Here is a 14,705-nt window from a genome sequence, read left to right on the forward strand (position 1 = left end):
GTCTATTCAAAATTGTTTGGCGAGCCACCCTTGTTCCGGATTTTCTTGTCCCACCACACATAAAGACCAAATGCCAATAGACTGGCTAAGGAACCCCACAACAAGCCTGTTTTGAGTCCGTCCGTGCTTTTGCCAAAATAGGCAATAAAAAGGGTCAAGGGGGCTATCCCTACTAAAGTGGCTCCAATGAACTTCCAATAGCCCATTTGCAGCAATCCGCCCACAAAACTAATGGCATCATTGGACAAAAAAGGGTTGAGACGGGTTACGATAACCGCCCAAAAGCCATAATCGTCCAAAAAGTCCTCTACTTTCTTTTCAGACTTTCCCCCAATGATTTTCTTTACGATGGAATCCCCAAAATAATCCCCAATAACATACCCCACAGAAGATGCGGCAAATACCGCTACAAAAACAATGACGCTTCCCCAAAAAGGTCCATAGGCCAATATAGCCACCACCATTAATAGAACAGAGGGTATAATGAGTAGGAACATCTGTGCAATCATGGCTAGGACCAACACCATGGGGCCCATCCAACCAAAACCGGAAACCCATTCCTTTATCTGAGCTTCGTCATCGCTTGTCAAAACATCCCAGGCATTATTAAAAAAAGAGGCCACTTCGGGAATATGAAATACGATATGATCAATCCGACCACTAGCGTCATGGAAAGGTATAGCGGTAGTCTACTCTTACTATTTTTCGAGGAGGTGTTTTTAGACATTTTTTACCTATAATTTTATGCTGAAATGATGAAAGGCTTTTTTATATCCAAAAAATATAAGGGATTAAAATGTTTCATATAGACTCTAAAATCAATAAATTAAACTCGAAACCAACATTACTAGTCAATAATGAACTATTCCGAGAAGACTTGTCGCATTTTATCCCTTAACCGCGCTACTAATTTTTAGTATCTCCTGTAAAGAACCACAGGAAAAGTCGGTACCTGTGACCAAACCAAACATCATTTACATTCTTGCCGATGATTTAGGGTACGGAGAATTAGGGGTTTATGGACAGGAAAAGATAGAGACACCTAACATCGACGCCCTTGCTCAAAGCGGTATGCTTTTCACACAACATTATACCAGTGCACCCGTTTGTGCCCCGGCCCGTTACATGCTGTTGACCGGTAAGCATTCAGGGCATGCTTACATAAGAGGCAATGATGAATGGGGCGTACGTGGCGATGTATGGGACTATCGAGCTATGGCCGAAGATTCTACATTGGAAGGGCAGCGGCCCATACCGTCCAACACAGTGTTACTGCCCCAAAAACTGAGGGAACAAGGCTATGCTACAGGAATGGTAGGCAAATGGGGCTTGGGAGCCCCGCATACGGAGTCCATTCCCACAAAAATGGGGTTCGACTTTTTCTTTGGCTATAATTGCCAACGACAGGCACATACGTATTATCCCCTTCATCTCTATCACAATGAAAATAGGGTGCATCTTCAGAACGATACTGTACCCCCATCCACCAAATTCCCTGAAGGAACAGACCCAAACAATCCTGAAAGTTATGCGCCTTATAATCTTACCGAGTATACTCCGGATTTGATGTTCGAACAGATGACACAATTCATTTCTGAAAAGAAAAATGACCCTTTCTTTTTTTATTGGGCCACCCCCATTCCCCATAACCCTATTCAGGCCCCGCAACGCTGGGTGGACTACTACAAGGAAAAGTTTGGATCGGAAGAACCCTATTTGGGCGATAAAGGATATTATCCGCATCAAAATCCACGTGCAGGCTACGCGGCCATGATTTCCTATCTCGATGAGAATGTGGGCAAACTTATCGACCACCTTAAGAAAGAAGGTCTCTACGATAATACACTCATTATTTTTAGTTCCGATAATGGGGTCACCTTCACCGGGGGAACCGATGGCACTTTCTTCAATAGCTCAGGTCCTTTTGGTGAGGAACGCGGAAAGGGAAAAGGTTTTGTGTATGAAGGGGGTATCCGAGTGCCTATGATTGCCAGTTGGCCTGGTCATATACAACCTGGTACGCGAACCGACCATGTATCGGCTCAATATGATGTGATGGCCACACTATCCGCCTTAATTGGTTTTGAAAAACCATCGGACACGGATGGTATCAGCTTTTTGCCCACCTTATTGCAGGAAAAAGGACAACAAGATCACGATTTTCTTTTTTGGGAATTCCCTGAATATGGAGGGCAGGTCGCCATTCGGATGGGCGATTGGAAGGTCGTTCGCCAACATTTAAAGGATGATGAATCTCCTACTTTAGAACTGTTTAATCTACAAACAGACCCTGCCGAAACCGAAAATGTCGCCACCCAGCACCCCGATATATTGGAAAAGGCAGCGGCCATTTTTGCTAGGGAACATACCAATGCGGAAACGGAACGGTTTCGGATTCCTCTAATAGAATCGGGATTGTTGGGTTCCTAAACGTAACATGGAGTAGAACTCTAGATTTTATGGCTTTTATCCTGAAATAGATAGAACATACCCTAAAATCATTGTTAATGATTTTATAAATCCAGTAATTCGACCTAAAAACTTCACTTTTCATCGATTGGAGTAGCTACAGTGTACAACCAGCACGTAGGTATTAAGAACCGGGTTCGCACAGACCATTAGCTAGGTCAACGTTCTTTATTTAATTCAAAATTTCTTTACGATGAAAGCAAAACAGATATTGTCCATCCTAACCATACTAACCATCTGTTTGTTTACCAACGCCCAAGAAAAAACACACTGCATCTATGATGATTGTGGTTTTGAACCCGGGCAAACCGTGTACCTTTTTGGCGACCAGGTACAACTACGGGAAGCGCCCACAACAAATTCGAAAGTGCTGAAAACCCTTTCCATTGGTTCACCCTTGGTGATACAAGAAAAGCATGAAAACTCTTGGCGCTACAAAGGGATTGACCATCATTTCTATAAAGTGTCTTACAAAGGTAAAGATGGCTATATACTTGGTGGATTGATTGCCTTGGAAAAGAAAACCATTCAAGATGTGGTACATCTCTTCGGGCGGAGCAAAACGGGAAATGAAGACTATCTCTTGATCCGTTCCTTAAAAGATGATGGCAGTTTTACTGAAAAATCTACCCGATTGGCCAATAGCCAGTTTTATTTAAGTGCTCCGGGAAATAAGGGTCTGCCGAATATTGAGGGAATCCTATTTGTGAATTATCTCGGCCGAAGCCTGTGGAGTTGAAGGTGGTGGTATTTACCTTTTTCAACAAGAAGGTTCCCTATATCAAGTAGCCCGACTCTCACAAATCTCGGATGCGGGAGTGTATTACTTTTGGGAGGAATTCATATTCCCTGAGGATATGTATGGGGTGCCTGGAAAGATTCGCTATAAAAAAGAAATCGGGGAGAACTATAATGAAGCTGCCGATTGGGAAAAGATTAGCAAAGAGACCAAAACACTGGTTTGGAACAATGGGAGCTTAGAACTTGCACAGCGATAAAATAATTGAATTCAGGCTAAACCTGTCATCAAAAGTGGCAGGTTTTTTTTGTTTTGTTATACGACCATCTATTCGACTCTGCTAATGATTTTTTGAGGATGTCACTTCGAGTGAATCCTCGAAGTGTTCACTGAGCGGCTTGCCCTGAACAAAACCGAAGGGTTCTCGATACAATTTCATACCAAGCTATCGCTCGGGAAGAAATCACTCGAACTGACATTAGATTTTTTAAGTGCCCGTTGGCACAAATTAATTTGTATTTTTTCTGTGTGAAAGTATACTTTGTTTACATTCGGAGTGCTCTGACGGAACCTACTATACTGGAATTACATCAAATTTGGAAAAACGATTGGAATCCCATCGAAGTGGAAAAAATAAGGATAGTTATACATCTTCTAGACTACCCGTCATTCTTGCTTACTTTTGTGAATTTACGGAAGCCACAATGGCCATTCAGACTGAAAAACAGATTAAAAAATGGTCAAAAGCCAAAAAGGAGGCTCTAATCCTTGGTACGTTTGAACACCTGCCGAACCTTGCCAAGAAAAAATTCAGATAATTCTTATGTCACTTCGAGTGAATTTTCGAGGTGGTCACTGAGCGGCTTGCCCTGAGCTCAGCCGAAGGGTGTCAAAGCACACGAGAAAATTTGTATCGAGAAGCCTTTATAACAAAAAGAGCCTGTTCTGAGCGGCCCGTCCCGAGCTAGTCACCTGAGAGAAGCCGAAGGGAGGTGAGGGAAAGCTGAAGGGTTCTCGATACAATTTCTTACTTCACGACATTTCAGCAAGAAATCACTCAAACTGACAAAATGCAGTCATTGACCTTTTGCACTAGCAGTACGTTAAAGACTCCATCCTTAACTAAAACACTCCCCTTTTTTTGGTAACTTAACGGAAACTATCCAATTATGGCTTCCTACACTTTACAAATTAACGGATCTTCACGGGAGGTGGACGTCGCCCCCGGCACCTCTTTGCTCCGGGTATTACGGGAACATTTGGGACTAACGGGTACCAAATACGGGTGCGGCATTGCACAATGCGGCAGCTGCACCATCCATTTGGACGGAAATCCCGTCAGGGCCTGTGTGCTTCAGGTAGACAACATTACCGAAGAACAACAGATTACGACCATTGAGGGTCTTTCCGAAAACAGTGACCACCCCTTGCAACAGGCATGGGTAGAAGCCCAAGTTCCACAATGCGGTTACTGCCAATCCGGACAGATTATGCAGGCGGCCGCACTCTTGGAAAAAAATCCGAATCCGTCAATAGAAGAAATCAAAACCCATATGAACGGCGTATTGTGCCGATGCGGTACCTATCTGCGTATCCTAAAGACCATTGAATTGGCAACATCCCCAACTACCCTAAAATCCTAAGGCCATGAAAAAGAATGACACAAAAACGACAGCCACCTTGGGCCGAAGAACGTTCCTAAAATCCTCACGGGGGTGCCGTGCTTTTTATTGGGGCTTCGGGTCTATTGCCCAATTTCCTTTCCTGTTCGGATGCCAAGGGTATACAAGGCAATACAAAGAAACATGATATTACCGCTTGGGTTCGGATTACCGAAGACGGACAGATAACCATCTACAATCCCGCTGCCGAAATGGGCCAAGGTTCCATGACCGCCTTGCCGGTCATTTTTGCCGAGGAAATGGATGCCGATTGGTCCAAAGTGAATGTGGAATTCTCACCTCAAGAATCGGATATCTATGGTTCTCCTGGTTGGCAACCCGGTACCAAGCTAATGTTTACGGTGGGGAGTCGCACTACCAATAGTTACTACACCGTAATGCGAAACGCGGGAGCTCAGGCACGCCATGTATTGTTGCATTCGGCGGCCAAACACTGGGAGGTTCCTTTGGAGGAATTGACCACGGGAGCCAGTGAAATTGTCCATGAAAAGAGCGGTAAAAAAATAAGCTATGGGGCACTAGTTCCCCACTTGACCATGCCCGAAACCCTGCCCGATTTCACGGAAGGAGGGTTGAAGGACCCTGAGGATTTTAAGTTGATCGGAAGCCAAATTCCAAGGACCGAAATCCCGGAAAAGGTAGACGGAAGTGCCGAATTTGCCATCGACCTTCGGTTACCCGATATGGTCTACGGGGTGCTGGAACGCGGTGCCCTGCACGGCGCCCAACCTACCTTGACCAATGAGGCGGACATCCTTGCCATGGAGGGTGTTCAGAAAATCGTGCCTTTTGACCATGCCATAGGCGTCGTGGCCAATACCTTGGAGGCTGCCTTGAAGGCAAAAGAAGCTTTGGACATCCATTGGAGCGATGCCCAGGCCACCGGATTTAATTCGCAGGACATCTACCCCGAATATGCCCAAATGGCAAGTGCTCCTAAAAAAGGTTCCGCGGTGAATGAAGTGGGCAACGTGGACCAAGCTTTTCGAACTGCGGCCAAAACCTATGAGGCCGACTTCAAGAACGACTATGTCTACCACGCCCAAATGGAGCCCCTCAATGCGGTCATCCAAGTGGCGGCGGACGGGCAAAGCGCCGAAGTTTGGGTAGGCAGCCAACAAGGAGCCGATACAAAATTGGGTATCCCGGACCTGCTAGGCATTCCCCCTGAAGCGGTCAATGTACACCTACAGTATTTGGGGGGTGGTTTTGGTCGGCGTAGTATGAACGATTTTGTGTTGGAATGCGGCCGCTTGGCACAAGAAATGGCCCCCAAGCCCGTAAAATTGTTATGGACGCGGGAGGATGATGTCACCTATGGCTCCTATAGACCCTTGACCCTACAACGTTTGAAGCTAAGCACCGATGCCCAAGGCGACCTTACCGGTATCTCCCATTGCGTGGTAGGTGACGGTGGGAATTTGGTGGCCGGCGGAACCCGAAACGACCATTATGCCATCCCCAACCAATGGGTGGAATGGCGGGAAGCATCCCATGGGGTACGTCTAAAACACTGGCGTTCCGTGGGGCATGGCCCCAATAAGTTCGCTATTGAGGCCATGATAGATGAGGTCGCCCATGACCAAGGGATGGACCCTATATCGCTACGTAGAAAACTCATGGCCGATTCCCCACGCGCTTTGGCCACATTGAATAAGGTGGCAGAAATATCCGGTTGGGATGCACCCGTATCTGAAGGTCGCGCCAAAGGTGTTGCCTTTGTGGAGCATGGCTCCTTGGGTACAGGGGTTTGTGAAATCTCGGTGGACCGAAATACGGGAAAAATCAACGTGCACCATTTTTGGATTGCGCTGGATGCCGGGGTGGTCATACAGCCGGACAACGTAAAGGCCCAAATGGAAGGTGGGATCATCATGGGACTAAGTTCAGTGCTTAAAGAACAAATCACCATCATGGACGGACAAGTACAACAACGTAATTACGATGATTACCCACTGCTGCGCATGCAGGAGGTACCCGATAGCATAGAAACGGTCATCCTCCCCTCAGCGGAACATCCGGAAGGTGTGGGCGAAACGGCAACGCCTATGGTCGCCGGGGCCATTGCCAATGCCTTTTTAAAATTGACTGGCAAAAGATTACGCCACCTGCCCTTTACCCCGGAACGGGTGTTGGAGGTTTTGAATAGTTGAAAATGAACGTACTACCAATCTGATTAGGTTATTAAAATGCTTTCATCCATAATATAGAATCTCTTATTCAGAACCCAAATTTTATTACTCGAATAGATGTGCCTCTTCTTCCTGCTGATCACGTTGAAGGGATTCCGCAATAAAATAAATGGCAATCAAGATAAGTCCAATCCATTCCGCCCACAGGAGGGTAAAAAATTGCGGTCCGTCCAAATCACATATTCTACCAAAAAATGTATCCCCGGAAATAACAGGGTTAATGTTCCCAATACATCTCCCAAAATGTTGAGTCCGGTTTCACGGGTCAGGATCATGGTCAAGGCACAGCCCACAAAGAAGATACTGGCAAAAATATAGTGGGTCCATTTAAACGTGATGTGGTCAAAGTACAACACCCCAAACAGCGCCAGCCCAAAAATAATATTGTAATATTTTCCAAAACGGCTTTTGGCCCTTTTTATACTGGCATCATCTTCTTTTTGTGCAGACATATGTTGGGCGCCGTTGTAAATAAAAAGTGCAGCAGCTAGTGTCAAGAGGCTGCCGAACCAATGGCCGGCCTCCATGAAATAGTAGTTGCTAATGCTATCCCTAAAAGTATGATGGTCTGCCCAATACAGGATGGCCGGGGTAAAAACTAGGACGGCAGCAATAAAGCGTTCCAGCTTGGCAAAGTGATCTACCTCTTTTACCACCTTTTTGGCAGCTTTTTGGGCTGTAGCTTTAATTTCTTTAATATCCATAGCCTGTAGTTTCGGTTATTACGCCCTACTGAAATTAGATATAATCCTTATTTTGTAAAATATCCCCATGAGTAGGTATTTTTTGGTTCTATGCCGCATCCTTTCTTTGTGACCGTAATACAGGCCCATTTCTCGGATAGCAGCAATAACATATTTAGGGGGAACATTGAAATTGCGAACAGGGTTGGCCTTTACAAGATAAGCGTTTGTAAGTAAATTCCCTATAGGCAGTACGTCATTTTTAAGTTGACCTATGACTGCACTTCTTTAAGTAATCTAGGAAATAAGGAAGAAGTTGATATTATTTGAAACTGCTCTTTGGTTTGTGTTTTAAGCACCCATACCCAACCGTTCCATAAGTTCCTGTTTTTGAATCGGGAGACACTGAGGTCCTTACCATCGACCATCACTACATAGCCGGCATTTCCCCGTACATATTTGAGCATATGGTTTAAGTTGATAAAATAGGAATGATGAATCCGAATGAAATTGTACGGGCGTAGCTGAATCGTTAATTCCTTTAAAGGTTTGGACATTAACAACTTGATCCCATTGTTGAGGTAAATTCGCGTATAGTTGCTATCCGCTTCGCAATACAGTATGTCTTCTATCAGCACATAATCCAGCCCCTCACGGGTAGGAATGGCAATACGGTGGTTTGCCATGCTTTGATCCATATTTTGCACCAAATGTTTCATGCCTTGGTTGATTTCCGGGTTTTTGGAATGTAAGACGCGTTGTACGGCTTCTACGAGGCTGTTCTTGTCAATAGGTTTCAACAGGTAGTCAATAGCACTGAGACGAAAGGCCTGTACGGCATATTTATCATGTGCAGTGGTAAATATGACATGAAAGGGAATATCACCAAGTGCCGTTAACAGTTCAATACCGTTCATCCAGGGCATCTCCACGTCCGGAAAAAGCAGGTCGGTGTCATTTTCCCGAAGTCCCAACAGGCCTTCCTTTGAACTCCGGTATACTTGGGTGACCGTCACTTCGGAACATACCTTTTAAGCAGGCCCTGCAGCCCCTCTATGCAATGCCCTTCATCATCAATAATGGTTGCTTGTAACTGTCTCTTGCTCATAATTCAAAAAATATATTCACCCGAGTTCCACGGCTCTTTTCGTTTTCATACTTGTCGATAATTTCAAAATGGTATTGGTTATCAAGCAATTGATTGTTGATGTTCAATCTCTCCAAAAACAGTTTCATGCCCATGGAATCCCGCTTTTTGGATTTCTGCAGTCTGGCAGCGTACTTCCGTCCCACACCATTATCTTCTATACTGCATAACAATTGCATTTCGTTCTGCTTGAGGGCTACAGTCACTTTACGTTTGCCTTCCTTGTGCAGTAGCCCGTGCCAAATGGCATTCTCCAAAAGGGGTTGTAACAGCATGGGAGGAACCATGATGAAATCTACGGCCGTACCTTCATTAACACGTATTTCAAATTCAAAACCATCCTGAAAGCGCAATTGTTCCATGGTGAGATATAATGTACAAAGTTCCAGTTCTTCCTCCAATGAAATCCGGCGCACCTCTGAATAGCTCAAAACCTTACGGATAAAGGAAGCAAAAACGGTAAGGTACTCCATGGCCTGCTCTTCCTGACCTTTTTCTACCAAATTACGGATGGCATTCAGGCAATTAAAAATAAAGTGGGGGTTCATCCGGGCCTTCAAGGCCTTTAATTCCGCATTGGCAATCTTTTGGGCGAATTCGGCCTCGATTTTTAGGGTTTCCTCAGCGAGCAAGGCTTTACTTTTTGCCTCGATTTTTTCTGTCTTTTCCTCCACAAGACGTTGCAGTCCTTCATTTAAATTTTTCTCGATTTGTACATTTTCCTGTTCGGCCAATACCAATTGCTTTTGAACATTGACCAAATCCCTGTTGGTCCATTTCATTTTTAAACCAATGGCCTGATTGAGCAGGAACAACTCTATAAGAATGGGGATTTCATACACTAAATGTAAATAGCTTCCAGGTGCCAATGCACGCAAAATCAGATATCCAAAAGATGCCAATCCAATCAGAAGCATACCGGTTCCTATCAATCTATATACCGCATCAGGCCCACGTATGATATGCCAACCCAATACAACACCAGCTAACGTTGTGGGAAAAAGAAGATACACATTCGTGTTCACGGGAAGCCAAATTATGGGGGTCAGGTTTAATATTGATACCAACAGTCCGCCAAAAAGGCCAAAAAGCACGATCCATCTAAAAAATTGATAGTACTTATAGATCGCTTGTGATGGACGAATAGTTAAAATATCCTTCAAGTACCATGTAAAGAACAGCCAAGGAACGGGTCTAAAGCTATCTTGAATGGTACCGGGGAAAGGGAACCAATCAAAGAAAATGGGAATAGCCGCAAGACGTTCAAAAGCCGGAAGTGTAAAAATTCCCATGGTCACCAGGTATAGACCATACCAAAGAAGATAGGATTGCCGATATTGATAAAACCGTAACATGAAGAACAACCCCGTAAAAAAGAGCAACGCTGCATAGGCCGCATAATACGCGGCACGCCCACGTACCCTGTAGTGATAATCTTTTATAATATCTGTCAGCAATCCCTTTTCATACAACCAGATTCGAACAGGTCTTTGGTCAAACCGAACTAATTTTAAATATAGCGTGCCCGATCGTGCGTTCAGTAAACGTAAGGATATATCATGTTTGGTATTAGGGAGGTCTGACTTTTGGAATCTACTATTCGATCCACCATAACCTGAATGAATTGTATCTGCAGTCACTTCAAAATATTGAAATCTCTCAACCGTAAGTACCGTTACCACTAGCTCTTTTATAGAAGAATCGCTATTGTGTTCAAAAGGAATTTTAAGCCATAGGGGATATTTGGGATGGGTGTCCACAAATACGTGGTCCTCTATGGTGGATCAATAATCGTTCCCTAGGTTTTGGATAAATTCAAAAGAGGCATTGCCAATGGTGTCCAAAAATACCTGGGCATTTGGTATTAAGTCAACATACGTGGAATCCAAAGCCTTCATTAGATCTGGGGCATCTACCGCTACCTTTTTTTCATGTTCTTGAATCGGCTCAACAGTAGAGATATCGGTTTGCTGGCTAGGTAGCCAAAAGCTCAGGAACACTAAAACATTAACAATTAATCCCATATACCCTAAATGTAGCCAAAATACATGGGCCATAATGCGCTATTGTGTAATTGGCAGCTATAGGACGTAATTGGTAGAAACCTCTTATTAACATGAAAATAGGGTTGAATTTGTATGTACACAGGTTCAACTAGAAGGTAATGGCCGCCTGATAGACCGGAAAAGGTAGGTGCTGCTCATTGGTCCTTTAAGGTTTGAAAAAGCCACCCCAAATTGCCGGCAAATACATCTAAAAACACTTAAAATTCTTAGTTATGAAAACACATCAAAAAATTATCAAAAGTTGTCTTTTTATTTTAATTACAATGTTGGTGCTCACCGTTGAGGCCCAAGATAAAAACACCTCCTATGTGGTATGCACCTATATGAAAGCCAAACCGGGTATGGAACAGGATTATAAAGCGTTGGCCCAAGTGTGGAAAAAAATATACAAAAACCTCGAGCGAGATTCAATTGCTTGGGCCTTGTACGAGGTGCCAACAAATGCTGGAGTTCAAGGAAAATACCATTACGTAGGCGCTATCTTTTTTGGTAGCCAAAAAGGAATGGCAGATTATTATGGGGATAAACAACTTTTCAATAACACGAAAGGACTTTCACCGAATGAAATAAACCTAATGCAAAGATCTGATGAAATCCGTGAAGTAATTCGGGAGGATGTCATGATCTGGCGTGGTGTAGTCAGAAACAAAGTGAGCTATCCAAAATACCTATGGGTGGAGCAGCACAAACTAAACCCTAACGAAAGAGGTAAGGATTATTTGGACATGACGGGAAAAGTAACTGTCCCTGTCATTAGGAAGATGGTCGATGCTGAAGACTTGGAAGCCATGTACGTGTTTCAAAGAAGATTACCTTCCGGAACCAGTGCCGATTTTAATCTTTTCCGTATCCTTGGATTTACAAGTTTTGAGAAATTATTGGCCTATCCGGAAATCTCAAACAAAGTCTTTTCCGAAATCAATTCCAACTTGATTGGCTATGACTGGAAGCCGGACATTACAGAATTAGTGGCCGAAGAACTTTGGAAACTTGTGGACACCACCTTTGAGCAATAGACAGAAATTAAAAAGCCCATACTAAAACGTATGGGCTTTTTGTGCGTTATATTAAATATCATGATAACCCTATCTATCCCTTGGTCGATCATCCCTGCCACTCAACTTTTATTCTTCACAGACTTTTAATGTTTTATTTATTTGGGCTCCTATTATCTCAAACGATATTGTTTGAAATAAGCATAAATGGAATACTGCCTTCCCAAAGGGTGGTGTTCGAAAAGCCTACTTATGAAGCATTCTACAAGACTACCCTCTTTAAAGGGGCATTGGTTTTTTTTGGTTGTACTTTTAAATAGTACGGTACTCCTAAAAGCCCAGTCACACCAAAATGAAATCATATCCTTACGTTCAAAAGCCTTGATCTATTTTGCAGACCAAAAGCAATTTGAGTTCAACGAAGTTCTTGACAATGCAGACCTTTCATTTATTCCACTTACCGACATAAAGGAAAATGTAGGATTTTCCAACTCACATTATTGGTTAAAATTCACGTTGGTAAACCCAACGGACCAGCAGGCCAGTTATTTTCCGGAGACGGCCGGACCCATTACAGATATAGCAACGCTATATTTAATTGACGGTGATGGACAAAATGTAGAAAGACAATATTCAGGTGATAAGATACCCTTTGACCGAGAAATCGGTTAAAAATCGTAAATCCGTTTTTGAAATAAATCTAAAACCCTACCAAAAAAAAGAGGCCTATATTCACATAAAAAGTGATGGGGAGGTGGTTATGTTGCCGCTTAATCTCTACCCTCAAAATCAATTCTATGAACTATCTTACAAGGAGCAGATATTTTTTGGCTTCTTTTACGGAATCCTAGTATTGGCCTGCATCATTTATCTGTTTTTCTTTATTGCCTTAAAGGACAAGGCATTTGTGCATTACGGATTCTATGTGCTTTTTATAGCTTTGATGCAATTTTCTCTAGACGGTTTCTTCCACGAGTATTTTACACCTGAGGGAGGATGGTTATCGGATAGAGCTGTTTTACTTACGGCATTTATTTCTCTTTTTTTCTTTGGCAGATATGGTGACACCTTTTTAAACTTAAAAACGAACGCTTATTTTTTACATATTGCTGGAAACATTTTGAGCATGGCGGTCGCCCTTGGATTTTTAGTTTTGGTTTTTGTTCCTACCTCATTGACCCTGTCATATCCATTGGCCAATTTCATTGGAGTGATGGTACTGGCCCATATGGTCACCTGTCTTGTAATCATGAAAGGAAAAAATATTAAAATAGATCCTTACTTTATAATGGGTATTGTCTTTTTGGTGGTGGGTTTTGTAGTTTTCATCCTTAACAATTTTAATATAATTGACAATTCTTTCTTTACCAACAACGGTGCGAAATTTGGGATTGGCCTTGAAATAATTTTCCTATCCATTTCCATGAGTAATAGAATTAGGGACTTGCGCATGGAAAATGAGCAGAATCAGCTTCTTGCCCTGCAAAGGGCGGAGGATATGAATGAAATAAAATCCTCGTTCCTGTCCAACATAAGTCATGAGCTAAGAACACCATTAAACCTTATCATGGGAGTGGCCTCATCGCTTCAACAAAATAAGGACGAAGAAAATCTTCAGGAAAAATGTAAGCTTATATTAAATTCTTCAGAAAACCTTTTAGGATATATCGAAGATATTTTGGATTTTACAGTGATAGAAAAAGGTGATCAAGAGCTTAGGGAAACCTCTTTCAACCTGGTTACTTCCTTGGAAAGGATTATAAATACCCAAAAGAAAAAGGCCGAAGCGAAAGACCTTAAATTTTCGGTAGTTGGGTTTGAAGCCCTTCCAAAAAGGATCATTGGTGATAAGGGAAAATTGGCGCAAATATTAAATCATCTATTGGATAATGCGATAAAGTTCACTAATCAAGGTGGTATAGAGATCCTATTGGGATGCAAACGCAAAGGGAGGAAAAACATGGTATTCGATATCACCATCAAGGATACTGGAATAGGTATTTCCGAAGAAAAAATGAGTACCATTTTTGAGTCTTTTACTAAAAAGTCGTTTCGGGACAGAAGAGAGTTTAGCGGTTTGGGACTTGGCCTTTTCATAGTCAAGAACTTCGTTGAATTACAGGGGGGTACAATCACTCTTAAAAACAATTCCACAAAAGGGGTAACGTGTAACGTATCATTGTCCTATAAGGTGGAAGAAGAGGCAGAACTTCCCAAACAAGAATTAGTTCCAGTAAATGGGATGTTTGCCTTGGAAGGTAGAACAATTCTTTTGGCCGAGGATAATAGAATGAATCAGACGGTGGTAAAACTATTATTCAAGAAATGGAACAATTTGAACTTGATAATAGCAAATAATGGAAAAGAGGCCTTGGAGCAATTGGAAAAACAGAAGGTCGATCTTATCCTTATGGACCTTCAAATGCCGGAAATGGACGGTTTTGAGGCAACATCAAAGATTCGGGGCGGCAGGGCCAATTGTCCTATGGAGATTCCAATTATAGTCGTTTCTGCTGACAATACAAGCAAGACCCGAAAGGAAATCTTCCGACTTGGTGCGGACGATTTTGTCACTAAGCCAATTAACGGAGAGCTACTGCTGTCAAAGATGAACAAATATCTAAGCGCAAAAGCCTCGTTTGTAGCATAAGCAATAGGTTGTTCAAGTTCCTCTACTTACAGTGCTTGTTTGAAGTTCATAAATCAATCCAATACTAGCGACAATCTTAGTG

The 14,705-nt window shown here is 42.9% G+C and carries 13 protein-coding genes and 1 pseudogene; 9 read left to right on the forward strand and 5 right to left on the reverse strand.

Annotation, left to right across the window (positions count from 1 at the left end):
• Positions 1-2: 2 nt before the first annotated feature.
• Positions 3-623, reverse strand: coding sequence for a TVP38/TMEM64 family protein (locus NYZ99_RS19415; protein WP_260572732.1), 621 nt, complete (start codon positions 621-623; stop codon positions 3-5).
• A 331-nt stretch (positions 624-954) separates the two neighbouring features.
• Between NYZ99_RS19415 and NYZ99_RS19420 the strand changes: the two genes are divergently transcribed.
• From NYZ99_RS19420 to NYZ99_RS19445, 6 genes and pseudogenes are all read left to right on the forward strand, one after another.
• On the forward strand, positions 955-2,430 hold the full coding sequence (locus NYZ99_RS19420; RefSeq protein WP_260572733.1) for an arylsulfatase: 1,476 nt from the start codon (positions 955-957) through the stop codon (positions 2,428-2,430).
• Between the two features lie 232 nt (positions 2,431-2,662).
• Positions 2,663-3,208 (forward strand): SH3 domain-containing protein, encoded by a 546-nt coding sequence (locus NYZ99_RS19425; RefSeq protein WP_260572734.1) that lies wholly within the window; start codon positions 2,663-2,665, stop codon positions 3,206-3,208.
• Positions 3,209-3,287: 79 nt separating this feature from the next.
• Positions 3,288-3,467 (forward strand): hypothetical protein, encoded by a 180-nt coding sequence (locus NYZ99_RS19430; protein ID WP_260572735.1) that lies wholly within the window; start codon positions 3,288-3,290, stop codon positions 3,465-3,467.
• 269 nt (positions 3,468-3,736) lie between these two features.
• A pseudogene (locus tag NYZ99_RS19435) lies at positions 3,737-4,026 on the forward strand (GIY-YIG nuclease family protein).
• 351 nt (positions 4,027-4,377) lie between these two features.
• Positions 4,378-4,851: a (2Fe-2S)-binding protein gene (locus NYZ99_RS19440; RefSeq protein ID WP_260572736.1), complete on the forward strand. Its 474-nt coding sequence runs from the start codon at positions 4,378-4,380 to the stop codon at positions 4,849-4,851.
• Positions 4,852-4,928: 77 nt separating this feature from the next.
• Positions 4,929-7,043 (forward strand): xanthine dehydrogenase family protein molybdopterin-binding subunit, encoded by a 2,115-nt coding sequence (locus tag NYZ99_RS19445; protein ID WP_260572737.1) that lies wholly within the window; start codon positions 4,929-4,931, stop codon positions 7,041-7,043.
• A 155-nt stretch (positions 7,044-7,198) separates the two neighbouring features.
• On the opposite strand, the gene NYZ99_RS19450 is transcribed toward NYZ99_RS19445, so the two are convergent.
• The 4 genes from NYZ99_RS19450 to NYZ99_RS19465 form a co-directional block, all read right to left on the reverse strand.
• Positions 7,199-7,786: a DUF7103 family protein gene (locus NYZ99_RS19450; protein WP_260572738.1), complete on the reverse strand. Its 588-nt coding sequence runs from the start codon at positions 7,784-7,786 to the stop codon at positions 7,199-7,201.
• Between the two features lie 251 nt (positions 7,787-8,037).
• Positions 8,038-8,781 carry a LytR/AlgR family response regulator transcription factor gene (locus NYZ99_RS19455; protein ID WP_260572739.1) on the reverse strand — a complete coding sequence of 248 codons (744 nt, stop codon included), beginning with the start codon at positions 8,779-8,781 and terminating at the stop codon, positions 8,038-8,040.
• An 88-nt stretch (positions 8,782-8,869) separates the two neighbouring features.
• Complete coding sequence (locus tag NYZ99_RS19460) at positions 8,870-10,672, reverse strand: sensor histidine kinase (RefSeq protein WP_260572740.1); 1,803 nt, start codon at positions 10,670-10,672, stop codon at positions 8,870-8,872.
• Positions 10,673-10,696: 24 nt separating this feature from the next.
• Positions 10,697-10,969: a hypothetical protein gene (locus NYZ99_RS19465; protein ID WP_260572741.1), complete on the reverse strand. Its 273-nt coding sequence runs from the start codon at positions 10,967-10,969 to the stop codon at positions 10,697-10,699.
• A gap of 221 nt (positions 10,970-11,190) precedes the next feature.
• Between NYZ99_RS19465 and NYZ99_RS19470 the strand changes: the two genes are divergently transcribed.
• The 3 genes from NYZ99_RS19470 (at position 11,191) to NYZ99_RS19480 (ending at position 14,623) form a co-directional block, all read left to right on the forward strand.
• On the forward strand, positions 11,191-11,994 hold the full coding sequence (locus NYZ99_RS19470) for a hypothetical protein (protein ID WP_260572742.1): 804 nt from the start codon (positions 11,191-11,193) through the stop codon (positions 11,992-11,994).
• A 231-nt stretch (positions 11,995-12,225) separates the two neighbouring features.
• Positions 12,226-12,645 carry a 7TMR-DISMED2 domain-containing protein gene (locus NYZ99_RS19475; RefSeq protein ID WP_260572743.1) on the forward strand — a complete coding sequence of 140 codons (420 nt, stop codon included), beginning with the start codon at positions 12,226-12,228 and terminating at the stop codon, positions 12,643-12,645.
• Positions 12,626-14,623 carry a hybrid sensor histidine kinase/response regulator gene (locus tag NYZ99_RS19480; RefSeq protein ID WP_260572744.1) on the forward strand — a complete coding sequence of 666 codons (1,998 nt, stop codon included), beginning with the start codon at positions 12,626-12,628 and terminating at the stop codon, positions 14,621-14,623. Before NYZ99_RS19475 ends, NYZ99_RS19480 begins: the two co-directional genes overlap by 20 nt.
• The last annotated feature ends 82 nt before the right edge of the window (positions 14,624-14,705 follow it).

The organism is Maribacter litopenaei (assembly GCF_025244665.1).
Classification (GTDB): domain Bacteria; phylum Bacteroidota; class Bacteroidia; order Flavobacteriales; family Flavobacteriaceae; genus Maribacter; species Maribacter litopenaei.

Bases quoted from the DNA above. Each gene is read 5' to 3' on its own strand.
- NYZ99_RS19425 (WP_260572734.1), top strand. From the start codon at position 2,663: ATGAAAGCAAAACAGATATTGTCCATCCTAACCATACTAACCATCTGT.
- NYZ99_RS19470 (WP_260572742.1), top strand. From the start codon at position 11,191: ATGAAAACACATCAAAAAATTATCAAAAGTTGTCTTTTTATTTTAATT.
- NYZ99_RS19475 (WP_260572743.1), top strand. From the start codon at position 12,226: ATGAAGCATTCTACAAGACTACCCTCTTTAAAGGGGCATTGGTTTTTT.
- NYZ99_RS19450 (WP_260572738.1), bottom strand. From the start codon at position 7,786: ATGGATATTAAAGAAATTAAAGCTACAGCCCAAAAAGCTGCCAAAAAG.
- NYZ99_RS19440 (WP_260572736.1), top strand. From the start codon at position 4,378: ATGGCTTCCTACACTTTACAAATTAACGGATCTTCACGGGAGGTGGAC.
- NYZ99_RS19465 (WP_260572741.1), bottom strand. From the start codon at position 10,969: ATGGCCCATGTATTTTGGCTACATTTAGGGTATATGGGATTAATTGTT.